The organism is Desulfobacula sp. (genome assembly GCF_030611305.1).
Classification (GTDB): Bacteria; Desulfobacterota; Desulfobacteria; order Desulfobacterales; family Desulfobacteraceae; genus Desulfobacula.
The window spans coordinates 70104-94414 of the sequence record NZ_JAUWQB010000001.1; the positions used below are offsets into that span (position 1 = coordinate 70104).

Annotated in this window: 22 protein-coding genes; 2 read left to right on the forward strand and 20 right to left on the reverse strand. The window is 37.0% G+C overall.

Going from position 1 to position 24311, the window contains the following annotated elements; translation table 11 throughout:
- Positions 1-29: 29 nt before the first annotated feature.
- Genes QAI40_RS00340 through QAI40_RS00350 form a run of 3 tightly spaced genes read right to left on the reverse strand, consistent with a single transcriptional unit; the run spans position 30 to position 2987 of the window.
- On the reverse strand, positions 30-1136 hold the full coding sequence (locus tag QAI40_RS00340) for an SPL family radical SAM protein (RefSeq protein WP_299977453.1): 1107 nt from the start codon (positions 1134-1136) through the stop codon (positions 30-32).
- Complete coding sequence (locus tag QAI40_RS00345) at positions 1133-2107, reverse strand: ParB/RepB/Spo0J family partition protein (RefSeq protein ID WP_299977456.1); 975 nt, start codon at positions 2105-2107, stop codon at positions 1133-1135. The genes QAI40_RS00340 and QAI40_RS00345 overlap by 4 nt, the downstream gene beginning before the upstream one ends.
- On the reverse strand, positions 2100-2987 hold the full coding sequence (locus tag QAI40_RS00350; RefSeq protein ID WP_299977459.1) for a phosphoribosylaminoimidazolesuccinocarboxamide synthase: 888 nt from the start codon (positions 2985-2987) through the stop codon (positions 2100-2102). The genes QAI40_RS00345 and QAI40_RS00350 overlap by 8 nt, the downstream gene beginning before the upstream one ends.
- Positions 2988-3211: 224 nt before the next feature.
- Here QAI40_RS00350 and QAI40_RS00355 point away from each other — a divergent pair, with 224 nt between their 5' ends.
- Together QAI40_RS00355 and QAI40_RS00360 are read left to right on the forward strand one after the other, a co-directional pair.
- Entirely contained in the window at positions 3212-4504 is a 1293-nt protein-coding gene (locus QAI40_RS00355) for a TolC family protein (protein ID WP_299977462.1), read from the forward strand.
- 107 nt (positions 4505-4611) lie between these two features.
- Positions 4612-4929 (forward strand): hypothetical protein, encoded by a 318-nt coding sequence (locus QAI40_RS00360; RefSeq protein WP_299977465.1) that lies wholly within the window; start codon positions 4612-4614, stop codon positions 4927-4929.
- Here the strand turns inward: QAI40_RS00360 and aroC are convergent.
- The 17 genes from aroC to QAI40_RS00445 form a co-directional block, all read right to left on the reverse strand.
- Complete coding sequence (aroC, locus tag QAI40_RS00365; protein ID WP_299977467.1) at positions 4926-5987, reverse strand: chorismate synthase; 1062 nt, start codon at positions 5985-5987, stop codon at positions 4926-4928. The genes QAI40_RS00360 and aroC overlap by 4 nt on opposite strands.
- A complete protein-coding gene (aroL, locus tag QAI40_RS00370; protein WP_299977470.1) occupies positions 5987-6499 on the reverse strand; it encodes a shikimate kinase AroL in 513 nt (170 codons plus the stop codon). Before aroL ends, aroC begins: the two co-directional genes overlap by 1 nt.
- Positions 6500-6509: 10 nt before the next feature.
- On the reverse strand, positions 6510-7766 hold the full coding sequence (gene aroA / locus QAI40_RS00375; protein ID WP_304511419.1) for a 3-phosphoshikimate 1-carboxyvinyltransferase: 1257 nt from the start codon (positions 7764-7766) through the stop codon (positions 6510-6512).
- Positions 7767-8582 (reverse strand): shikimate dehydrogenase, encoded by an 816-nt coding sequence (gene aroE / locus QAI40_RS00380; protein WP_299977478.1) that lies wholly within the window; start codon positions 8580-8582, stop codon positions 7767-7769.
- Positions 8579-9676: a prephenate dehydratase gene (gene pheA, locus QAI40_RS00385; protein WP_299977480.1), complete on the reverse strand. Its 1098-nt coding sequence runs from the start codon at positions 9674-9676 to the stop codon at positions 8579-8581. The genes aroE and pheA overlap by 4 nt, the downstream gene beginning before the upstream one ends.
- Positions 9677-9766: 90 nt before the next feature.
- Complete coding sequence (locus QAI40_RS00390; RefSeq protein WP_299977483.1) at positions 9767-11002, reverse strand: hemolysin family protein; 1236 nt, start codon at positions 11000-11002, stop codon at positions 9767-9769.
- A gap of 68 nt (positions 11003-11070) precedes the next feature.
- Positions 11071-12270, reverse strand: a complete 1200-nt coding sequence (gene lpxB, locus QAI40_RS00395; protein WP_299977486.1) for a lipid-A-disaccharide synthase — start codon at positions 12268-12270, stop codon at positions 11071-11073.
- 33 nt (positions 12271-12303) lie between these two features.
- Positions 12304-13122 carry an LpxI family protein gene (locus QAI40_RS00400; protein ID WP_299977489.1) on the reverse strand — a complete coding sequence of 273 codons (819 nt, stop codon included), beginning with the start codon at positions 13120-13122 and terminating at the stop codon, positions 12304-12306.
- A 23-nt stretch (positions 13123-13145) separates the two neighbouring features.
- A complete protein-coding gene (lpxA, locus tag QAI40_RS00405) occupies positions 13146-13922 on the reverse strand; it encodes an acyl-ACP--UDP-N-acetylglucosamine O-acyltransferase (RefSeq protein WP_299977492.1) in 777 nt (258 codons plus the stop codon).
- A gap of 11 nt (positions 13923-13933) precedes the next feature.
- Positions 13934-14977: a UDP-3-O-(3-hydroxymyristoyl)glucosamine N-acyltransferase gene (gene lpxD, locus QAI40_RS00410; protein WP_299977495.1), complete on the reverse strand. Its 1044-nt coding sequence runs from the start codon at positions 14975-14977 to the stop codon at positions 13934-13936.
- 8 nt (positions 14978-14985) lie between these two features.
- Entirely contained in the window at positions 14986-15519 is a 534-nt protein-coding gene (locus tag QAI40_RS00415) for an OmpH family outer membrane protein (RefSeq protein ID WP_299977498.1), read from the reverse strand.
- 25 nt (positions 15520-15544) lie between these two features.
- On the reverse strand, positions 15545-18199 hold the full coding sequence (bamA, locus tag QAI40_RS00420; protein WP_299977501.1) for an outer membrane protein assembly factor BamA: 2655 nt from the start codon (positions 18197-18199) through the stop codon (positions 15545-15547).
- A gap of 28 nt (positions 18200-18227) precedes the next feature.
- Positions 18228-18917, reverse strand: coding sequence for an ABC transporter ATP-binding protein (locus QAI40_RS00425; protein ID WP_299977504.1), 690 nt, complete (start codon positions 18915-18917; stop codon positions 18228-18230).
- Positions 18910-20133 (reverse strand): lipoprotein-releasing ABC transporter permease subunit, encoded by a 1224-nt coding sequence (locus tag QAI40_RS00430; protein WP_299977507.1) that lies wholly within the window; start codon positions 20131-20133, stop codon positions 18910-18912. The genes QAI40_RS00425 and QAI40_RS00430 overlap by 8 nt, the downstream gene beginning before the upstream one ends.
- Positions 20134-20137: 4 nt before the next feature.
- Entirely contained in the window at positions 20138-21616 is a 1479-nt protein-coding gene (gene lysS, locus QAI40_RS00435) for a lysine--tRNA ligase (protein ID WP_299977509.1), read from the reverse strand.
- A 94-nt stretch (positions 21617-21710) separates the two neighbouring features.
- Entirely contained in the window at positions 21711-23024 is a 1314-nt protein-coding gene (locus QAI40_RS00440; RefSeq protein ID WP_299977512.1) for a two-component system sensor histidine kinase NtrB, read from the reverse strand.
- A 4-nt stretch (positions 23025-23028) separates the two neighbouring features.
- A complete protein-coding gene (locus tag QAI40_RS00445; protein ID WP_299977514.1) occupies positions 23029-24240 on the reverse strand; it encodes a type II secretion system F family protein in 1212 nt (403 codons plus the stop codon).
- Between the last annotated feature and the right edge of the window lie 71 nt (positions 24241-24311).

The following is a 24311-nucleotide window of genomic DNA, read 5'->3' on the forward strand; positions in this document are numbered from 1 at the left end:
GACGATCAAGGCAACTTTCATAAAAACCTTTATAAAAAATTAGAATTTAAGCGGCAATGTTCTGCCGCACTTTTATCCAGCAGATGCCCTAACTCCCCTTCTTTTTTTGGGAAAAAACCCATACATTTTTCCCAGACTTCTTCATCTTCCATGCAAAAATATACAGCCAGGTTTGGGGCATATTCTTTTATGCATGAAATAATCTCCTTATAAAGCTTTATTCTTAATGGTTTGAAATATCTCATCTTATTATCAAGTCCAGGAATAAACTCTCCGTAACAGATGGTTGAATGTTTGAATCGTTTTTCAATGATCTGTTTTAATTTAGGTATGAACCGAAAAGTACCGATACTGATCCATACAATACTTTCGCTCCGGACATGTTCGAAAATTTGTTTTATCACTTTTTTGTATTGAATTTCGCATTCCGGATAAATCACCAGCGGATCAAAATGAAACGCAAGCTTGTAACCCTTTGACTCGACACGCCTGGCTGCCTCAAGACGGGCTTTAAGGGACGCTGTGCCCTTTTCTTCGGAACTGATAATATCCTGTGTGTTCAATGACCAGGCAATAACGGTTTTGCCATTGTGATCAAGGGGAAGTAAGGATTCAATATTAACGGTTTTGGTTTTGAGTTCCAAAAGACAATTATTTTGCCTTGCAAATGTTTCAACAAGAAATTTTGGCTGAGGACTGATTTTTTCCCAGATGAGTGAATCTGTGTATTCTCCTGTTCCGATTCTGAATATTTTATTTTGGCTGAATGTTTTTTCAAGATTGTGGGCAAGCGCTTCAAGTCCTGCAAAATATTGCAGAACAGGCGGGTGAAAATAGGCCTGAAGAATGCAATACGAGCAATCCATGGTACAAAATGTGCCTGTATGAAGAATAGTATAATCACAACAGGTATAAAAACTGGTTCCCGGGCACTCCCTGATGACAGCCCCCCTGTTCTGCGTAATATAGAGTGTCTTTTTGGCTTTTGAGACGGGATCATCACCGTCATTGATAAAATCATAGACTGTTTTTGAATCTTCTACCCATTGGGGATCTGTTTTAAGTCTGGATATCAGATAGTCGGTTTCAAAATTCCTGGGGATGGCTTTATCAATAAAAAGAGTGTCGATTTTCATTGGTTGAAAATTTCTTTTAGCTCCTTTTTTCCTAAAGCAGCACGAAGGTTCTGAACGCTGGCCACAAACTCATTGTAATTTTTGGCAGTAAAGGAGATGGAGAAGTTTTGACTCTCAAAGTTTTGTGGTGGTAGAAATTTGATGTTGTTTCCAACTTTTATAGATTTGATTTTTTTCCGGACCATTTGACGCGCCTTGAAAATAGTTGGAAACCGCTGTTCAAAGAGCCAGGCTCGTAAATTTTTGGTTTTTAATCCAGGCTCTTTATTTTCATCAAAAAGAATGTCTTGTATTGCTTGATTATTAAAAAAAAATTCTGGTTTAATAGCATCTCTGGCAGAAATTTCCATTATATGCAGTATAATTTCAAGCTGTTTGTTATTGGATGCCTTGATTTTTGAGAAAATAATTAAAAAGATCTCTATGGTATTTTTTCCATAAGATGAAATCCTTTTGGCTGACTTGAAAGACAGATTGCCGCCATGGATTAAGTCAAAAGCTGGATCAGGCAAAGCACCTATAGCCAACAAATTCTCTACAAATCGAACATTAAGTTCTATGTTGAAAAGGGCAGAAGATTTTTTTGCGATCTGTTTTTTATCTAAAAATTGAGAAAGATGTCTGGTACTTACTATGAGCTCAGAATGAGTTAACGGTCTTTTAAAAGCAAGAGCTGTTATGGATTTTAAAAGACATTGATAGTCTGTTGTGTCCGGCTTTGTTTTATATACAACTATTTTTGTTTCGTTATTGTGGACCCGATTATTATAAATTAGTGCCCTGACCCTGTTAAACCCTGAAACGACGATAAACTTATTGTTTAACGGCCTGACGACCGGAGGAGTAAGCAGGCCTGTTTCCTTAATGGAGCGTGCAAGAAAGGTTATATCATCTTCTGAAAATAAAATTTTATATCGTTTATCTGTCAGATCAATATCCGATATATTTATTTCGCATAAAAGATCAGACATTTTCACCAGTCAGGCGTGTGTAAATTTCTTTGTATGTACTGGATGTCCTGTCAATCACTTCCTGGGGAAGGTTTGGTCCAGGATGTTTTTTATCCCATCCCGAGTCTATAAGCCAGTCCCTGACAAATTGCTTATCAAAGCTGTTTTGCCCTCTTCCTGGCTCATATTCGTTCAATGGCCAGAATCTGGATGAATCCGGAGTAAGGATTTCATCAATAAGGATAATCTCCCCGTCTAAAATCCCAAATTCAAATTTGGTATCGGCAATAATAATTCCTTTGGCGAGGGCATATTCAGCCCCTTTTCTGTATATTTCAAGACTTAAATTTCTTAATTTTTCCGCTTTTTCACTTCCAATCAGTTTTACTGCCTCATCAAAACTGATATTAATATCATGATCACCGATTTCAGCTTTGGTAGAAGGTGTAAAAAGCGGTTGTTCCAGTTTATCCGATTCTTTCAACCCTTTGGGTAATGTTATCCCGCAGACATGGCCTTCTTTTTGATAAGAACTCCATCCCGAGCCTGATATATATCCTCTCACAATACACTCAATGGTAAAGGGCTCAGCTTTTTTTACCAGCATGCTTCGTTTATCCAAAGCATCTGAATAGGATTTAAATTTTTCAGGATACTCATTTACGTTGGTCGTGATAATATGATTTTTTACAATGCTTTCCATTTTTTTAAACCAGAACACAGAAATCTGATTTAAAACCTTTCCCTTATCCGGAATAATATCCGGCAGTACAACATCAAAAGCGGAAAGCCTGTCAGTGGTAACCATCAACAGGGCTTCTCCTGTGTCAAATATATCCCGGACTTTACCCTGCCTGACCAGGGACAGGTCATCAAATTGAGTTTTTGGAATGGATGTCATCTTGATCTCCTTTTTTGTTCCAATTTGTTGTATCGTTTTTTGGTGTTTAATATCATAAAATACAATATTTATCTATTGTTGCAATAAAAAGATTAAATTTAAAGGGATCAACAATGTTACTGAGTAACAATAATTTAAATTTTAATATTTTGTAAACTTGACGGCGATTGCAAAATGATAATATTGTGGATTAAATTTTGACTTTCAACAAACGAGGTTCCAAAATGAAAAAAATACCAATTCAATTATTTTTCATCATCTTTATTATTATTTTCTGCCAGATTCCTGCATATTGTCAAACAACTTATTCTCTCTATGAATTAACACAACTTGCCTATAAGCATAGTGAGACAATTAAGATTGCTCAAGACGATGTATATATCGCTCAACAGGACAAGGCCAGAGCATTATCTGTCTTAATACCAAAAGCCACATCCTATGGCAGCATGAAAGAATATAAAAATGATGATATCACTGCTCCCGATACCATGACACTGGGTATTAAGTTAACACAGTCATTTACACTTAATGGAAAAGAGTTGATTGCTCTGGATGTTACAACAAAAACCATTGAAGGCAAAGAATTTTCCCTTGAAAGCATCCGTTCCCAGTACCTATTGCAGGTGTCCCAGGCCTATTACAACATATTAAGTGCTCAAAGATATCTTGAAATTGCCCAATCAGATGTAAATCGTCTTACCACCCACAGAGATGCTGTAAAGGAAAAACTAAGTGTTGGAAATGTAACCAAAACTGATTTATACAGAGCTGAAGCAGAGCTATCTAAATCTTTGACAGAGCTGGTAAGAGCAGAAAACAGGGTATTGAAAAGCAAAGCGGCCTTGCAGAATCTTGTCAATATTGAGGATGATTTTAATATCCAAAAAGAAGATGTTTCAGGTATTGAAAATTATCAATCAACCCTGGAAGATATCCAGATTTATGCGTTGAAAAACAGGACAGAAATAAAAGAAGCAAAAAAGAATCTTGAAATCGCCCAAAAAACTATTAAATTTGAAAAAAGCGATTATTGGCCGACACTTTCACTTGAAGCCGGATACAAAGAGATTGATATTAAGTATAATTCCAGTTCAACGGACACGGAAGACGTTTATTTCACAGGAGAACTTGTATTTGCCTTATATGATGGGGGGTTGCGAAGAGCCCAGATCAGGCAGGCTCTTGCAGGCCAAAGAAAAGCAAAAAATGCTTTAATCCTGCAAGAGAAAACAATCATTCTGGATTCAAAGGTTTCTTTTCTGGATTATAAAGCTGCACAAAGTGCATTATTAAATTTACAGGACGAATTAAGATTTGCACAGGAGAACTACAATGCGGTTCAAATGCAGTTCAAATACGGTATGGCAGACAGTATTGATATGATGGATGCGAACACTTTACTGGTTACTGCCCAGAGAAGAATTTTAGATGCTAAATACATATACTACCTTTCTGTACTTAAGATTCTGTACACCAAAGGTGATTTAATTTCGTTTCTTTTTAATCAAGCACAATGAATCCGTAATGTTTTGGGTGCGTAAGGCTTGACTTAAACAAATTGATAAAATATTCTTAGATATTGACACTTAAGGTTGGTATGAATGCGTTTTGAAAGGAGAATCACATGTATGAAATAATCGCAAACCCTGAAGACTACCAGATTGATCATCTCATCAACGGAACCGGTAATGCAAATATTGAAATTTCCAAAGAGGAAAGGGATAAATGGGCGGGTGAAATTGTAAATTTCAGTGAAAAACTGGCTGAGTTTGCAAAAAAATCAGAGGAATTTGCAAAACTTTTTTCCGGCCCGGAAAAGATCTCTGCAACCCCCGCCTCATTAAAAACCTTAAAAATTCAATTATTTATGATTAATGATTCCTTAACCACAGCAATTGAAATTGCTGATAAACTTGAATCTGATATTGTAAAAAAAAATTAATGCAGACCTAAAGATTTCTGACGTAACAAATGGTCTGTGAGAACAATTGCCATCATGGCCTCACAGACCTTGTTAATCCTTGGAATAGCACAGATGTCATGACGACCTTCAGTAGAAATCTGGGTTGCATTACCATTTTCATCAATGGTCTGCTGTAGTTTTAGAATAGATGGGATGGGCTTGACATGAGCCCTTGCAATGATATCATCCCCGTTTGAAATCCCTGCCAGAATGCCACCTGAATGGTTTGTTTGAAATCCTTCCGGTAAAATCTGGTCATTGTTCTCAAAGCCTGTCATTTGCGAGGCGTCCGTTCCTGCACCAATTTCAACGGCTTTGACAGCCCCGATACTCATTAAAGCCTTGGCAATATCAGCATCAAGCTTGTCAAAAACAGGCTCTCCTAAACCTGCAGGTACATTTGATGCCATAATTTCAACGACACCCCCTAAAGAGTCCCCTTCGTTTTTGACGTTTTTGATTCTTTTTTCCATTTTTCGTGCAGCTTCCAAATCAGGGCATTGTAAAGCATTATTATTTTTTTCAGATAAATTATCGACATGAATTGCTTTGATACCACCAAGCTCCAGTGTATAAGTTTTTATTGTGATATTGTATTGATCAAGTACCAGTTGCGCAACCGCACCTGCCGCAACTCTTGCAGCAGTCTCCCTTGCAGAAGCTCTCCCTCCGCCCCTGTAATCCCGGATGCCGTATTTTGCTTGATAGGTGTAATCGCCATGACCCGGTCTGAAAAGGGAGGCTATCTGTTTATAGGATTTTGATTTCGCATCCTTATTTTCTATCATGATCATAATGGGAGTCCCTGTGGTCTGCCCATTAAATATACCCGATAAAATAATGGGATGGTCTGGTTCTTTCCTTTTTGTACTGGATACCCCATGACCCGGTTTTCTTTTATCAAGGGCATTTTGTATAATATTTTCGTCAATTGCAAGACCCGGAGGACAACCTTGAATCACAACGCCTGTTCCTTTACCGTGTGATTCTCCAAAGGTAGTAATATTAAATGCTTTTCCAAAGCTACTGCCGGACATTAAGATAATCTCCTGTCAATAATGTTAACGATTTCTTTCGGTGTGTGGAAACTAGTATCAATCCTTATATGGGCGGTTTGCTTATATAAAGGCTTTCTTTGCTTTATTAATTCATCTGTTTCATTTAAAAGATCTTTATTGGTAAGTGACGGTCTGGATTCCCTTGTTTTAGTATCCATATTTAATCTGAGCATAATTGTCTTGATATCAGCCTCAAGCCAGACAGCAAACCCGGATTTTTTAATAAAGTCCTGATTTTCATGATCTATAATAATACCGCCCCCTGTGGCAATAACCGCTTTTTTTTTATTTTTTGTATTAAAAAGTATCTGCTTTTCTAATTGTCGAAATTTTTCCCAACCATATTTTTCAACAATTTCTAGGATAGTTGATTCAGCATGTTGTTCAATAAGGCGATCCGTATCAATAAAATCAAAATTAAGGCGTGCAGCAAGAATTTTTCCGGTGGTCGTCTTTCCGGTACACCTGTAGCCAATGAGAAATATTTTCATAAAATTCTCACTACAAAGCTTCAAAAATCTGCCAAAAATTTGGAAAAGACTTTTCAACACATGCTTCATTCTCAATTTCCATACCTCGGACCATAAGACCGGGAATGGAAAATGCCATGGCAATTCGATGATCATTAAACGTTTCTATTCTTGATCCCTTTGGTTCGCCACCAGTGATTTCCAGATAATCCTCTCCTTGCTTTACCTCTATGCCCATTTTCATAAGTTGTGAAGAGACGGCATCAATCCGGTCGCACTCTTTTTCACGTAAGTGTTTAATATTGCTTATTCTGGTTTTTCCTTTAGCAAAGCTTGCTACAACAGCAATGGCAGGAACGGCATCCGGGGTGTCAGACATATCCACATCCACTCCATTAAGAGAGAACCCGCAAACACCGATTTGGTTATCTTCAATTTTAAGGGTACACCCCATCTTTTCCAAAATTTTAACCTGTTTTAGATCCCCCTGTAAAGAGTTTTTGCTGATATTTTTAACGGATATCATTTTTCCCGTAATCGCACCAATAGCCCAGAAATACCCGGCATTGGAAAGATCGGGTTCAACATAAAAATCTCCCGGGATATAGGATTGCTTTCCTGTGACTCTGTAATGGGTGGTATCAATTTGATGTACATTAACTTTAAATTTTTTCATAATATCAATAGTCAAGTCAATGTAGGGAGAGGATACGGGTGCCCCCTTAAGGCTGATATCAAGGCCGTCTTTCATCAATACCCCCATCATCAGAAGAGAGGATAAATACTGGCTGCTTTTGGAACAGTCAATTTTAACAGCCCCCCCTTCCCTGCTGTTTCCCTTGATATGAACAGGTGGTGTTCCGGTTTTGCTTTCCGATTTTGCATAAATTCCCAACATGGTTAATGCGTCAAGTAACTCTTTCATCGGTCGTTCACGCATTCGCTCGTCCCCTGTAAGAGTGTAGCGGGTGTTTCCAAGAGCTGCAATCCCGGCAAGAAGCCGCATGGAGGTGCCTGAATTGCCAAGATAAATATCTTTATTACAGGGTTGGGGCTTTGTACCAAAGCCGGACACCCTGAAATGATTGTCTTTTATTTTGTTAATTTTTGCTCCCATATGTTTAAGTGCATCAATGGTCAGTAGAATATCATCACTTTGAAGAAGATTTTCAATACTCGATGTTCCATTGGAAAGGGAGGCACAAATCATCATGCGATGGGAAATGCTTTTTGAACCCGGAATCACAATCGACTGGTCTTCAATTTTTTTTGGAACGATCCGTTTCAATTAATTGTCTCCATTTATAACTGCCTGTCGCATCAGTTTTATATCAGGCGATATGCCGGTCCATAATTTAAATTGAGCCGCACCCTGATAAAGGAACATGGACAATCCGTCAATGGTTGTACACCCCTTTTTTTGTGCTTCAGACAGCAGTTTTGTTCTCAAAGGATTATAAACAATATCCATGACAACCATCTGCGAATTCATATAGTTAGAAGGAAAAGCCAGATTATCAATGTTCGGGTGCATGCCAATGGATGTCGTGTTGATAATAATATCTGGGTTTATGTCATCCATTTTATCAATTTCATCCATTGGAATAAAATCGGCCTTATACTTTAAAGCCAGACTTTCCCCCCTCTCTTTGTTCCTGTTGATAATGACAAGACCACCCTTTTTTTTGTGTATACCATAGGCAACTGCCCGGGCAGCCCCTCCGGCACCTATGATGCAGACCCTTTTATCCTTGATGCCGATTGTTTTTAAGGGGGCAATGGCAGCTTTATAGTCAGTGTTATATCCAAGTAGTTTTCCATCCTTGTTCACAACAGTGTTTACTGCATTAATGTTCAATGCGTCTTCATCAATCCAGTCAAGATGGTTCATTATAGATTTTTTAAATGGTATTGTAACAGATGCGCCCTTAATATTTAGTGTTTTCATTGCTGTGATGCCTTTTGAAATTTCATCAATTTTAAAGGCAAGGTAAACCGCATTAATTTGATGTTGTTGAAAACAGGCGTTGTGAATTTCAGGGCTTTTGGAATGCCTGATCGGATTTCCAAAAACGCAGTAAACTTGTGTATTAGAATCAATCATACTTCCTCTTTAACATAAACTGGATAAGATCCAAGTATTTTCAATGACAGGCAGTTTTTTTTGATTTCTTCAATAGTGTGAGAAACAAGCTTGTCCTGTTGATGCCCTTCAATATCAAGAAAAAAATAATAACTCCAGTCGTGATGCCGTGTGGGCCTGGATTCAAGCTTCAACATATTCAGTCCTGCCTTGTTAACGGGTTCAAGCGTTTTAAATAAGGCACCCGGTACATGGGAAGTCGCAAACATGATAGACGTTTTATCATTTCCGGTCTGCTCAGGTGTGTCTCTACCAATTATAAGGAATCTTGTAATATTTCCTGAATAATCTTCTATTTTTGATTCAACAGTCTGCAATTCATAAATATGGGCGGCCTGTTTGCTTGCAATGGCTGCTATGCTTTTGTCTTCAGAGGCCAGAAGTGCAGCTTTTGATGTACTGGTGGTCTCAAATATGTCAGCATGTGCAAACTTTTTTTTAATCCAGGTTTTACATTGAGCAAGCGCCTGGGGGTGGGAGTAAATTTTCTCAACGTGTTTTGGTTCGCCTGTTATGGACAACAAATCATGGGAAACAGGTTCATGGTGCTCAGCACAAACATGCAAATCAAAATCGGCAAACAGATCAAGAGTGTGATTTACTGCGCCTTCTATTGAGTTTTCAACAGGAACTACCCCAAAATGACTTTCTTTCTTCTCTACTTCCCTGAAAATTTCATATAAATTTGGCTGTTCGACAAATTTTCCTGAATGCTTAAAATGAGCCAGTGCAGCGATATGCGTATAGCTTGCTTCAGGCCCCAGAAAAGATATGGTTTTCGGCTTTTGGATTTCCCTAGTAGCTGTAATGATGACATTAAAAATATATTTTAATAATTCTTTATCAGCAGGGCCTTGATTCATTTTAGACAGTTTTTCAATCACTTTTCGTTCCCGTGATCGATCAAGTATCCGGCCGCCTTTTTCCTTTTTAATTCTCCCAACTTTTTGACCAATTTCAAGCCGCTGATTAATCAAACTTAAAATATCTGAATCAATGCTGTCTATCTGATTTCTTAACCGGGTTAAATCATAATTAATTGCTTTTTCATTCATTATTGAATTACCGTTTGATTTACACAAATACTTCTAAAATAAAAAAACCGCACCAGGTGTTTGGTCTGCTGCGGCATGGATATGTCAAAATTATTCTTTTTTAAGAATAAAATTTTTTATTCTGTTGCCATCCATATCTTTAACTGTTGCCACCCACTTATCCATGGTAATAGACTCACCAGGTTTTGGAATTCGGCCTATCTGTTCGAGGAAAAACCCTGAAAATGTATCATAAGTATTTGATTCCGGAATTTCAATTTCAATTTCTTTGTTTAAATCATCAATATCAATCTTTCCTGTGACCAGCCATTTATTCCCTTTAAGTTTTACAATATCATGTACCAGTCTGTCGGTTTCATCAATAATTTCACCAACGATTTCTTCAACAACATCTTCAAGGGTTACAATGCCGGATATGCCACCATGTTCATCCACAACAACGGCAATATGATTTTTTTTCCGCTTAAAATCCTGTAACAGGGAATCAAGCTTTTGGGATTCAGGAATAAAATATGGTTTTTTCATGATTTGTTTTACGTTCAATGGCGTATCAGAATCAGATGAGCAGGCTTTTTGATACCTTGCAAATAAATTTTTTACATGCAAAATCCCAATAATATTATCAATACTGTCCTCAATAACCGGAATCCTGGAATATCCGGTTTTAATAATTTTTTCAATGTCCATGTCCTGTGATACGTCTATCACAAACATATCCGCCCTGGGAGTCATGATTTCAGAGCATGAGGTGTCGTCAAATTCAAAAATATTGGTAATAAATTCTTTTTCTTCTTCTTTGATTTCTCCTTCTTCTTCAACCACCTCAACCATAGTCATCAGTTCGTCTTCCGTTACAGTTTCTTGGGAAGTATCAATTGTCCCGTGTAATTTAGGTATAAAATTCAATATATAAATAAAAGGGAACAATAATTTTGATAGCCAGAAAAGTGGAAAAATCACAATCCTGGCCACGAGAATATTATTATGATTGGCAAATGATTTTGGAAAGATTTCGCCAAAAATAAGAATGAGCATCGTCATAATACCGGTTGCAATACCAACGGCATTGGATTTAAAGTATGAGATGGCAATGGATGTGGCAATGGCGGAAGCACCGATATTTACAAGATTATTTCCAATCAGGATAGTCGTTAAAAGTGTATGAGACTCCTCTTTCATTTTCAAAATCAAAAGTCCGGTTTTAGAACCGTCTTTGGCAATATGAAGCGCCTTGACTTTGCTAATTGAAAAAAGCGCCGTTTCAGAGGAAGAAAAAAAACCAGATAAAATAAGGCATAAAATAAGTACGGCCAATTCAAAAGTCATCAAAGCAGAATATAATCCTTTGTTTATTATTTATATATTATTCTTATATGAAATCACTCTAATAGTATTTAAGTTGATTTGTCAAATTTATTATCGCAGGTCTGATTCCCCTTTATAAGACTGATAGCAATGTTGGCAGTCCTTTTTGACGCCCCCTTGCTTCCAAGTAATTTTCTGACCATTTGCAATTGATTTTCAAAAGTTACTAAGCGATCAAGCATATCCAGGGCTTTTCCACTTATTTTTTCCGGGGTTGCGTCGTCTTGGAGGAATTCGGGCATAACTTCTTTGTTAACGATTAAATTTGCCAATCCAGCATATTTAATTTTTACAAACAGTTTTGCGAACCGATAACTGATTGTGGACATTCTATATATAATAATGGTCGGGACACAGCAAAGCGCAGCTTCAAGAGTGACGGTGCCGGAAGCTGCAATAACAAGGTCCGATTTCAAGAAGATATCCTTAACCGGTCCATTATTGATTTGAAATAATGGAGTCCTTTTGAATTTTTTTAGAATAATTTTTATGCTTTCCTTATGTATTGAAGGAGCTTGAGATATAATAAAAGAGACCTGTCGGTTTTTTTTATGAATAAGATCAGCCGCTTTTATCATTATTTTAAGCAAATTTTTTATCTCAGCCTTTCTAGATCCTGGAAGCAGGCCTATGATCACAGGAACAGCATCTTTATGTTTTGACAATAAATGCTTTGATCGAAAAAATGATTTTGATACTTTTTCAGGATACTCATCCATTAATGGATTGCCCACATAAGTGGATCGAATCTTAGCCTTTCTATATATTTTTTCTTCAAAAGGAAGGACTAATGCTGCGTAATCAACATACTTTTTTATCTTTTTAAGTCTTGATTTTTTCCACGCCCATACTTTTGGTGTTATATAATATAAGATTTTTATTTTGTAATGATCTTTGGCAAACTGGGCAGCTTTTAAATTGAATCCCGGATAATCCACAAGTATAATTAAATCCGGTGTGTTACTTTTAAGTTTTTTCTTGAACAAATCAAAAGCTCTTTTTATCTGTCCAAATTGCATCAGGACTTCAGTAATACCCATTGCAGAGAGTTTTGCGATATTGTAGAAAAGGTCTACATTTTGATTTTCAAGATATGTTCCACCTATACCTGAAAAATAAATACTGCTATTAAATTGTCTGATTTCTTTAACAAGATTTCCTGCATGCAGATCACCGGATGGTTCTCCTGTAAGAACCATAATATGTCTGGATTTAGCAGAAAGATTCATTTTACGTGTGACCTTTATGGTTACGTGTGGCCTTCAGGTTATATCATCATCTGTATAACCAAGAATGGATATATTATATTTATTTGCAAGTGTTATCATTTCATCCCGGTCAAATGCAATGGATTTTTCTGCCTCAAGTACGAGAATTGTAACTCCGGATTCATGCATACTCTCAATGGTTTGGCAACCGGAAGAAGGCAGGTCAAACCTTAGATCCTGAGATGGCTTGGAAAGTTTTACAACAACTGCACCATTATGATGAGACAGAAGACCGCCTCTTTTAATGGTCACATCTGTTCCCTCTATTGCTTCAACGGCGAGAACCGTTCCATTACTGATGACAATACATTGTCCGATATCAAGTTTTCCGATTTCTTTTGCTATCTTCCATCCCTGGAAAATATCTTTTTTTTCAGCTTTATCCGGCTTTCTTTTTGTCCAACACCCCTTAGGGGTGATCAGTTCAGGGAGAAGAAAGGTGGACGGCAAAATTCTTATCCCCTCTTTTAAGAGTAGATCAGCAAATGAAGTCAATACGGAATCATCATGGGTTCTGGCTGTTTTTGCAATAAACGAGAGTGCTTTAAAGTCAGGACGGATATTTTTGAAAATATTTGTTTTTTTAATACTGCCCAGCATAACTGCTTGAGTAATATGGTGTTGCTTGAAATATTTGATCAGTTTGGTAACCTGTCCAAGGTAAATCCATTTTAAATCTTCAACATAATCCCCAAGCGTTTTATCCGTTTCAGAGGTAAACCCTACAGCAAAGACTTTATACTCTTTCTTTACAGCCTTTTTTGAAAAAAGAATGGGGAATTGTCCGCCACCGGCTATAAGTCCTATTCTCATTTTTTTTACGCGTGACCTCCAGGTTATCTGGTAACACCTCTGTTGGATTCGACAATAAATTTAATAAAATTTTTTACTTCAGGGATTTGTTCAACTTCAGCTTTAACACGTTCTGTTGCCTGCTTAACCGTTAATCCGATTCGAAAAACAATTCTATAAGCTTTTTTAAGTTGCTGAAGGGTTGATTTTGAAAATTTATGCCGTTTCAAGCCCACATTATTCAAACCATGGAGAGTCGCTCGATCTCCGGATGCAATCACATATGGCGGTATATCCTTTACTACAGCAGATTTCCCGCCAATATAAGCAAAATCCCCGATTTGAACGAATTGATGGATGGCAACCAAGCCACCCACCGTGACATTATCACCAATTATAATATGACCCCCAAGAGTGGCGTTGTTCGCAAGAATAACCTGTTTCCCGGTTTTACAATCATGGGCGATGTGTGTATAGGCCATCAAATAGTTTTCTTCCCCTAATTCAGTAAGGCCACCACCAAATTCCGTCCCCCGGTTAATCGTCACAAATTCCCGGATAATTGATCCCCTGCCGATTTTTAAATATGTTTTTTCGCCATGGAATTTAAGATCCTGAGGTGCCCCACCAATAGAGGCATATTGAAAAATCTGGCAATCGGCCCCTATATTTACATATTGTTCAATGGTGGTATAGGGACCAATGGTGGTGCCGGAACCAATGCAGACGTCTGATTTGATAATGACATAAGGACCTATTGTAACATTGGTATCTATTTCAGCTAAAGGATCAATAATTGCCGTGGGGTGAATCTGAATCATTTTTACTCCGTTTATTCATTTTTATTTTCTAAGTCTTTCAATCTTTTTTCAAAAGAAAAAAGATTTTTTCTCATTTCCGGTAACCGGGATATGATGCTGACTACCTTACGCCAACGAACATGTGGCATATGCGGCATACCCGATACAATTTCATTTTCAGGAACATCACTGCGAACACCTGCACAGGGGCCGACAATAGAGCCGTCACCAATTTTTATATGTCCTGTAATACTGGCGTTGCCGGCTATAATAACATTTTTACCGACTTTAGTACTTCCTGCAATTCCAACCTGGGCCACAATCAAAGTATTATCCCCAATCTTGACATTGTGTGCAATGTGGACAAGGTTGTCTGTTTTAACGCCGTTCCCGATAACAGTCATCCCCAGCGTTCCTCTGTCGATGGTATTGCATGCACCGATTTCAACATGATCCCCTATGTGAACATATCCGGTATGTACAATTTTTTCATGCTTGCCAAAATTCTGAGCAAAACCGAACCCATCAGAGCCGATGATAGTTCCAGAATGAATAATGACATTTTTGCCGATCCTGGTTTTTTCTATTACGGTGACATTTGGTTTAATTAACGTATTGTCGCCTATGAAGACATCATCCCCTATATAAACGCCTGGCATAAGATGAACATTATTTCCAATTTGGACATTATCGCCAATAAATATGTTTGATCCAATAATGGGATCTTCTCCAACCCTAACATGATGTCCAATATCTGCACTGTGGTGGATACAGGGCTTTGTTTTTTTTTCTGGATGAAATATCGATACTAATTTAAAAAAAGATATTTTAGGATTATCGGTTTTCAATAAAATATTATTTCTGGAACCAAGCTCATCACAAACAAAGGTATCAGGAATAATAACTACCCCTGCCTTTGTTTGTTTAAGATGGGTCAAATATTTTGTTTCACATGCAAACGTAATATCATGGGTATCTGAGTCGTCAAAAGAGGAAACTCCCTTTACCACAAAAGAAGGATCACCAACAACTTCGGCATGAATAATTTTTGCAATCTCATTTACGGACAGTTTCATAAAAGAATTTAGCTATTTTTAGAAATTTTCAAATCATATTTTTTAATAATTTGATCGGTAATATCGAGTTGATCGGGATGATAAACAACTCCGGCAGTCTTTTTTTCAAGAATAAGCAAATAGCCTTCTTTCTTTCCAATTTCATTTGCAATTTGAAAGATTTCTTTTTGAATTTTATTTAATAGTTTAACCTCTAATTGTTTAAATTCTCTGGAGAAATCTTCTTGCATTCTTTTGAAGTCATTAACCCGGATCCGAAATTCTCGTTGTTTTTCCTGCTGTTTTTCGGGACTCAGAACGAGAGCTTCTCTTTCAAATGATTTTTTCATTTCATCCAATTGTACTTTTTCAGTCTTTAATTTTTCTTGAAACGCATTGCCTTTTTCAGTGATCTGTTTCTGGGTTATTTTCCCGGCACTTGATTCTCTCAAAATTTTTTGAAAATTAATCACTCCTATTTTAGCTGCATCTGCACAAAAACCTCCCGGAATAAATCCGAAGAAAAATATTATTATACTTAAAACAACTAATATTCTTTTCATTAAAACCTCCAAAATTTTTTAAAGTTTAGAAAGAAGCACCAACAGAAAATTCAAATTGTCCATCGCCACTTTCTTTCACATTTTTTCCATCAATGACCCAGGCATATTCAATTCTTAAGGGTCCTATCGGCGAATTCCATCTTATCCCGGTACCAAAACTTGAGAATTGATCACCAAGATCAATATCCTCGCTGGTTCTATAAACATCACCGCGGTCATAAAAGAAAACACCTATAATCTTATATTTTTCTGAGAGTGGAAGAGTTACTTCTGCATTGAATTGAACATACTTTTCGCCTCCCCTGTCTTTGATATCTCCCTCCTGATTGCCGTTGATATCATATTTATCAAATCCTCTGATTGAATTCATACCCCCCAGATAAAATCTGATGTAATCAATATCGATGTCATCACTGCTTCGATCATCCAGGTATCCTGCTTCTGCATGCAAGGTGCCGGTGAATTTCCAGAAAAGAGGAAAATATAAACCTGTTTCGACAAGGTATTTTGTGTAATCGATATCACCGCCTAAAAACTCTCCAGCATATTCTATCGAAAATTTATGCTTTGCTCCTTCAGTTGGTGTGAAAATGTCATTTCTGGAATCATATTGTATAAAAGGCTTTATACTGCTTGTCAGAAAAGAACCGGGGGTCATATTGGTGAAGTCGGTTTGCACATCAGTTATATCAAAATTTTCTATATTGTATTGGATTCCAATTCCTGTATAGTCGAAAAGCTTATAACCCATCCTTAATGTCAATCCAAGAGCTTCTTTATCATAATAATCATACTCTTTATCTTCTTTATAGAGTTGGATTCCACCGGAAATGGCTGTATCCATAATATAGGGTTCATAAAAACCAATATTATAGAGAACTGATTCTTGTGATATTGTTGCAGAAATCTTTCCTGTTTGTCCTTTTCCAAACAAATTCCTTTCCTGAACAGACAGCATACCAAAGCCTCCATCTTCACTGCTAACACCACCTCCAACAGAAAATCTGCCTGTTTCTTTTTCAACAACCCTGACATCTAAGTCCATTTTATTTTCATCGGAAGTTTTAACCGGCTTGACATCAATCTCAGCAAAATAATCCAACCGGTTTAAATTCTTAAAGCTTAATTGAATATTTTCCTTACTGTAGAGATCCTGTTCAGCAATTTTAATCTCTCTTCTGATAACCTTATCACGTGTTTTTAAATTGCCACTGATATTAATTCTGCTAAAATAAACTGGTTCACCTTTATTGATTGAATATGTGATGTTCATCATTTTTTCTTCATCGTTTTTATCTACCAGGGGAGAAATATTGGCATTGGCAAACCCCTTGTTAGAATAAAGATCAGAAATGGTCAGAATATCTTTTCTAATGTATTCCCTATTGTATAGCTCTGTTTCTTTGGACTGAATGCCTTCCAGAAGTTCTTCCATAGGCACAATCAGGTCGCCTGTAATATCAATCTTTTTTACTTTATACTGAGCACCCTCATAAATTTTAAAATGAATGGTAATAAGTTTTTCACCAATGTCAATAATGGGATCTGATACCTTTGTATCGATAAATCCGTTGTTTTTATATAAAGACTCGATTCTTATAATATCGTTTTTAACTTCGCTCTCATTGAGGTCACCTGAAGAGGTAAAAAAAGAGAAAAACCCTTTTTCAGAAGTCTCCATGGCTTTTTTAATTTTTTTATCAGAAAAGTGTTTGTTACCTTCAAAAGTAATTTTTTCGACCTTTACTTTTTCTCCTTCTTTAATATTAAAAACAATATCTGCCTGGGAATGCTCAAGGGGAATTATTTCATAGGTTACAGAACAATTGTGATAATTCTTTACCGTATACATTAAACGCATTCGATTAATGTCTGAGTTGAGTTTGTGAATATTTAGAATTACACCAGTTCTTGTATCAACAATATCAGCAAGTTCTTCGTCTTCATAAACAGTGTTTTTTTTAAATTTCACTTTCCGGACAGTCGATTTTTCAGTAATTTCGAAAATTACTTTAACGCCTGTATCAAGGGATTCTTTTTTAACAATAACATTATCAAAGTAACCCATCTCATAAATTTTCTTCAGATCTTTAGAAATCTTGTCAGGCTTAATAATATCACCGACCTGAGTGTCGATAATCCTCATAATTGCATCAGTTTCAACTCTCTTATTTCCGGTAATTGCAATATCTGTAATAATTTTTTTATGGTAGAGTTCACCGATTATTTCTTTACAAAGTTGGGAAATAGTTGAAAAAAGGTTTTCAAAGTTATTTGCATCAGCATAAAAGGATGTGAAATTTTCTTTTTCATAGATATTAATAAGTCTTGAGTCAATACTGATACTTTCACCTGCAACAAACAAAGATCCTGTCAAAATATAATCGGCACCTGATTCAATTCCGAGTTTTCGAAATTGGGAAAAGTCCCATTCCTCGGTGTTTTGCCATGTTTTTAAAAGAATTACTTTAGCACCTTCTTGCTCAAGCTTTTCAGAAATCATCAAAGGGATTCTATTTTTTATCTGATGGTTGACCTGCTTAGCATCAAGAGAAAAAGGGATGATAGCTACTTTAATATCCGTCTGTTTAATATCTGTCTGGGCAAACAGGTCACCACTGAACAATAAACTCAAAAAAATAATAAATATGAAAGCTTTTCTTAAAATAGATTTATTCATGATATTATCCCTAATTCTCATAAGCAAATTAAACGGGAAGGATTCCCCCATTCGTTATTGTAACATTTCTTTTCATCATCCGGGCAAGTTCATTATTATGGGTAACCACAATAACAGTCATACCAAGCTCTTTGTTTAGTTCATCAATTAATGCATGTACACTGTTGCTGTTTTTTTGATCAAGATTTCCCGTTGGCTCATCTGCCAGAAGTATATCAGGTTCCATAACCAAAGCTCTTGCCAGGGCCACCCGTTGCAATTCCCCTCCCGAAAGATCTTCTACCCGATGAGAAAGTCTTGACGAAAGCCCTACTCTTTCAAGCATATTTGAGGCACTTTTTTCAAGGTTTTTTTTATTTTTATGAGCAATTAAACCCGGCATTAGAACATTTTCTAATGCTGAAAAGCCTTTAAGTAAATAATGAAATTGAAATACAAAACCAATTTTTAAATTTCTAAAACGGGCGAGTTTCTCATCATTATACAGGGACAAATCATCTTTTTGAAAAAGAATTTTTCCTGAATCCGGTTTATCAAGTGTGCCGATAATATGTAATAAAGTAGATTTGCCAATACCGGACGGACCTACAACAGCAATGGTTTCACCTTTATAAATATTAAAGGAGGCATTATTCAAAATTTCAATTTTTGATGTTTTTAAATAAAAACATTTTGAAACGGATTGAAGCGACATCATCGGTATCGGTGAATTATCCATATCTTAATGCCTCAACAGGATCCATTTTTGAAGCCTTATATGAAGGATAAAGAGTCGAAAAAAAACAAATGATAATGGCACTAACTGCTATGACCAGGACATCAAGAAATTCAAGTTGCACAGGAAGTGTAGAAAATGGATAAGCATCCGGTAACTGGATAAAGTCATATCTCTTTAGAATAAAACAAATGCCTATGCCTGAGACCGTACCGATAAATGTACCCAGAAGCCCAATAATCATGCCTTTAAGAATAAATATTCTTCTAATCGTTTTGTTTGTTGCTCCCATTGATTTTAACACGGCAATATCTTTGGTCTTTTCCATCACCATCATAATTAACGCACTGGCAATATTAAAGGCGGCTACAAGAATGATCAGAGTCAAAATGATAAACATAGCTGTTTTTTCAAGTTTTAATGCAGAAAAAAGACTTTTATTGATTTCCATCCAGTCGCGTAAATAAAATGGGTAGCTTAATATGTCTGAAAGACTATCTTTAACCGGTTTAACATCAAACACATCGTCGATCCAGATTCCAATGGCGGAAATTTTATTTTTGACACCGGAAAGTCGTTGAGCTTCCTTTAAATGGACATAGGCAAGCGCACTGTCATATTCATACATGCCCGAGTCGAATGTATCAGTTACAACAAACCGTTTCATCGATGGAATATGGCCCATGGGAGAAATAAATCCATTGGGTGACATGAGAATCACCTTGTCTCCCTTTATCACTCCAACAGAGTTTGCAAGTTCTTGGCCCAGAATAATTCCGGGGAGATCCCCATTTTTCGTTCCTTTACAAAGCGCTTTTTTTAATTGTTCAGTATCGAATCCTTTAATAAGACTAAACCCTTTCTCAGGATCAATTCCACGAACCATAACACCGGAGAAAGAGTGGCTGGACCGAATCATAGCCTGGGCAAATAAAATCGGTGAAGCTCCTTTAATTTGCTCCCTTTGATCAAGATCCGTTAGAATGTGAGAATACGTGTCAAACTTACCTGAATAATTCATAATAAGTATATGCGGTTCAAGCCCTAGGATTCTTTTCCGAAAATCAGTTTCAGCACCACTCATGACGGCAATCACCACTACAAGGGCCATAACACCAACGGTAACGCCTGCAACGGAAAGAAACGTGATCAGGGAAATAAACCCTTCTTTTCTCTTTGCCTTAAGGTATTTGCCGGCTATGAATAATTCAAAAGCCATCTAATCAGACATTCTTTTTCATATGTGGGAAAAGAATGACCTCCCGAATTGACGGAGAATCGGTCAGCAGCATGACAAGCCGATCAATACCGATGCCTTCTCCTGCTGTGGGCGGCATCCCGTATTCAAGGGCCTCCACATATTCGGAATCCATGATATGGGCTTCAGAATTACCTTCATCCCTTTGCCTGGCCTGCATTAAAAATCGGTTATGCTGATCTTCAGGGTCATTGATTTCAGAAAATCCATTGGCAATTTCCCTGCCGGCAATAAATAATTCAAACCGATCAGTCAATTCCGGATTGACATCGTTCTTTCTGGATAAGGGAGATACTTCTATAGGGTAGCCGGTAATAAATGTAGGCTGGATTAACTTCGGTTCAACCAAAATATCGAAAAGTTTGGTTAATACTTTGCCATGACGGTCTTTTTTCGTAATTTGTATTTTGTTTTCCTGTGCAAAATTGAGCAGTGCTTCAGTATTATCTAATATTGCCGGATCAATCCCACCGATTTTTGCAAGAGATTCTATCATGGGAATCCGCTGCCACCCCTTTTTAAAATCAATGGTCTGGCCCTGGTATTCGATAGTTGTTGATCCCAAAATCTCTTTTACAATGGATTCAAACATCTCTTCAGTTAAATCCATAAGCTTTTCATAATCAGCATAGGCCTGATAAAATTCAACCATTGTAAACTCAGGATTGTGTCGAGTTGAAATCCCTTCATTTCTGAAATTGCGGTTAATTTCAAACACTTTTTCAAACCCGCCCACGACTAGCCTTTTCAGGTATAATTCTGGCGCAATTCTTAAAAAGAGCTCCATTCCTAGCGCATTGTGCCAGGTTTTAAAAGGTGTGGCTTCAGCTCCACCGGCTAAAGGCTGCATCATGGGTGTTTCAACTTCCATGAACCCCTTTTCTTCAAAAAAACGTCTCATGGCGGCTACAATCTTACTTCTTTTTATAAAAATCTGCCTTGTATCCTCGTTCATTATAAGATCAAGATAACGCTGGCGATACCGTTTTTCTGGATCTTTTAGCCCGTGAAATTTTTCAGGAAGTGGTCTTACTGTCTTTGATAACAGCCTGAATCCTTTTGCCAGAAGTGTCCACTCTCCGGTTCTTGTTTGGAACAACGGCCCTTTGACGCCTATAAAATCACCGATATCAAGTTTTTTGAACAAAGAATAAGTTTCATCACCCACCCTGTTTTTTTGCACATAGACCTGAAGTTGATCGGAACCGTCTTTAAACCGGACAAAAGATGATTTCCCCATTTTATTAATGGCCATCATTCTTCCTGCCATATAGAACTCGTCACCTTTTTCCCCTAACGAGTCAGGTCTTTTATCGATAATTTTTTTAAGCTCTTTTACAGAACATGATGGTTTGAAATCATTTGGATAGAGGTTAATCCCGTTCTCTTTCAATTCATTGATTTTTTCTTTTCTAACTTGTATCAATTTGCTTTCTTTATCCATAAATAATTACTTTCATATTCTTACTGCATCTTGCAGGTCATTTGATTTTAGTTTTGATAAAACAAGAATAAATACCCTAGTTTACATGAAATTGTCAAGATTTTGTTGTTTGCCTTTTGACGGGGGTACTATTTAAAAGAATAGTAAAAATCGTACCCTTTCCAGGTGTTGACTCAAAATCAATCATACCATTATAGGTATCAACTAATCTATGGATAATAGAGAGGCCAAGGCCGGTCCCATCAGGTTTGGTTGTGTAAAAGGGATCAAAAATATGACTGAAATCTTTCTTAGTGATTCCAATGCCAGTATCTTTAACGGTTAAATAAACGCGGTTGTTTCTTGATGGTTTGAGGTAAATTTTGATCTCTCCACGATCTTTTATGGATTGAGCGGCATTTTTTAATAAATTCCATAGGATTTGGGTGAAATGCGCCGGATCAATAAATATGCAAATATTTTTATCTAAATTCATATTGAAATTGATTTGTTTATTTCGTTCAGGATCATTTAAAAAAAGCTCAACCGTTTCTTCAATTGTGTCCGCTATTTTCATTTCAACTGCATTGTCGGTACGAGGTTTTGCAAACAGTCTGATATCATCGACGATGTTTTTAAGTCGATTTGTTTCTCGTAAAATAATTTGCATCAGTTTGTCTTCATAAGAGCCTGGTTTTGCATCTTCCCGGAGCAGTTGAATAGAGCCGGATAAAGAAGCTAACGGGTTTTTAATTTCATGGACTATGCCTGAAATCATTTCATCCATAGCAGCCATTTTTTCAACCCGTTTCAAGTGTTCCTGGGTTATTTTTAAATCCTGTTTGGCGCCTTTTAACTGAAGTGCCAGAATACCGCTGAGACTTGCTACAGCAAAACACGCAACCATGACAATGATGATTCTGTAAATGATATGGCTCTCATCTACCGTATTGGAGAGATAATATTGTCCCAAAAAAGGCGTGATGACTTTATAGTATTCCATCTCAATTAAAACGCCATATTGAAGACTTGAAATCGTGGCGATGATTAAGCTGCCCTTTTGAAGCAGCAGCATGGAAGTATAAATAATGACGACCAGGTAAAGAAAAGTAAAAATACTGTCATAACTGCCTGTAACAAAAATAATAGCTGTAACTATAAATGTGTCGGCAATAGTCTGTAAATACGCCAAAATCAGACGTTTTTTGAATTTATTCAACCAGATCAAATAAACAATTGAGATAATCAGAATAAATGCTGCAATGTTATACAAGGATAAAAAGGGCTGTGAAAAAAAGGATAAGTTTTCCCCTGAAGAAAAAATAAGGCAGGATACAATCAGAAGGATGGCAAAAACAACCCTTGACAGAACAATCCATTTGATTTGAATTGAAAAATCCGGGCTGTCTTGAAAATAATAGTTTTTCATGAATCTATGAAATGGCACCTGCCATGGAAAAAATGGGCAGATACATTGCAATTACAAGTCCGCCAACAACCACCCCGAGAAAAACAAGCATAAAAGGTTCTATCATGGCTGTCAGATTTTTAACTGCCTGGTCCACCTCATCATCATAAAAATCAGCAATTTTTTCCATCATTGTATCAAGGGCTCCAGTGGATTCTCCCACGGCTATCATGGAGCAGACCATGGAAGGGAACACGCCACTTTCAAGCAAAGGATCAGCCATTGATCTTCCTTCGGCAATCCCGATTTTGACATCCTGAATAGCAAACTCTATAATTTTATTTCCTGCTGTTTTTGCAACAATATCAAGAACCTCAAGAATTGACACACCGCTTGAAAGCATTGTGCTGGTAGTTCTTGTAAATTTTGCCACAGCCACTTTTCTGATCAGAAGACCGACCACTGGAAGTCTTAAAAACATGTCATCCATGAAAATACGACCTTTTTTATTTGCATAGAGCCGCTTGATAAGAAAGGAGGCCGCAAACATCCCGGCAATAATATACCCTATATTGTGAACGGTGAAATTACTCATGGCAACGACAATCTGAGTCGGCACGGGTAAGGCTGAACCAAAATCGGCAAACATTTCTGAAAAAACCGGTATAACAAACACCATGATAATCGCAACAACAATGATCGCTATAATAATGGTAATAATAGGATATGTCATGGCACCCTTGACCTGTCGCTTCAGCTTGGCCATTTTTTCCATATAGGCAGAGAGTCGTTTTAAGATGACATCAAGAATACCGCCTGCTTCTCCGGCTGCAACCATATTGACGAACAGCTCGTTAAACACTTTTGGAAATTTCTTTAGAGAATCTGCAAAAGTTTCACCGGATTCAACAGATTCCTTTATTTTTTTTAGATTTTTTTTAAACGTCGGGTTTTCCTGCTGCGATTGAAGGATATCAAGACATTGAAGAAGTGGTAATCCGGCATCAATCATTGTGGAAAACTGTCTGGAAAAGATGATGACGTCACGCTCTTTGACTTTAGGTTGAAGAAATTTTATATTTTCAAAAATATCTTTTGGTTTTTTTCTGATTTTGACAGGGGTTATTTTCCGTCTTTGGAGACTCTGTTCTACCTGTTCAGGAGTCTCTGCCTCCATTTCTCCCTTGACTTTTCTTCCTTTAGGATTTTTTCCCTTCCATTCGAAAAGAGTAGGCATTCTTAATCCTCTTCATAATTTTTTAAACTAAGTTGGTTTTTATAAAATTTAAGTATACTAAAGCCAGATCA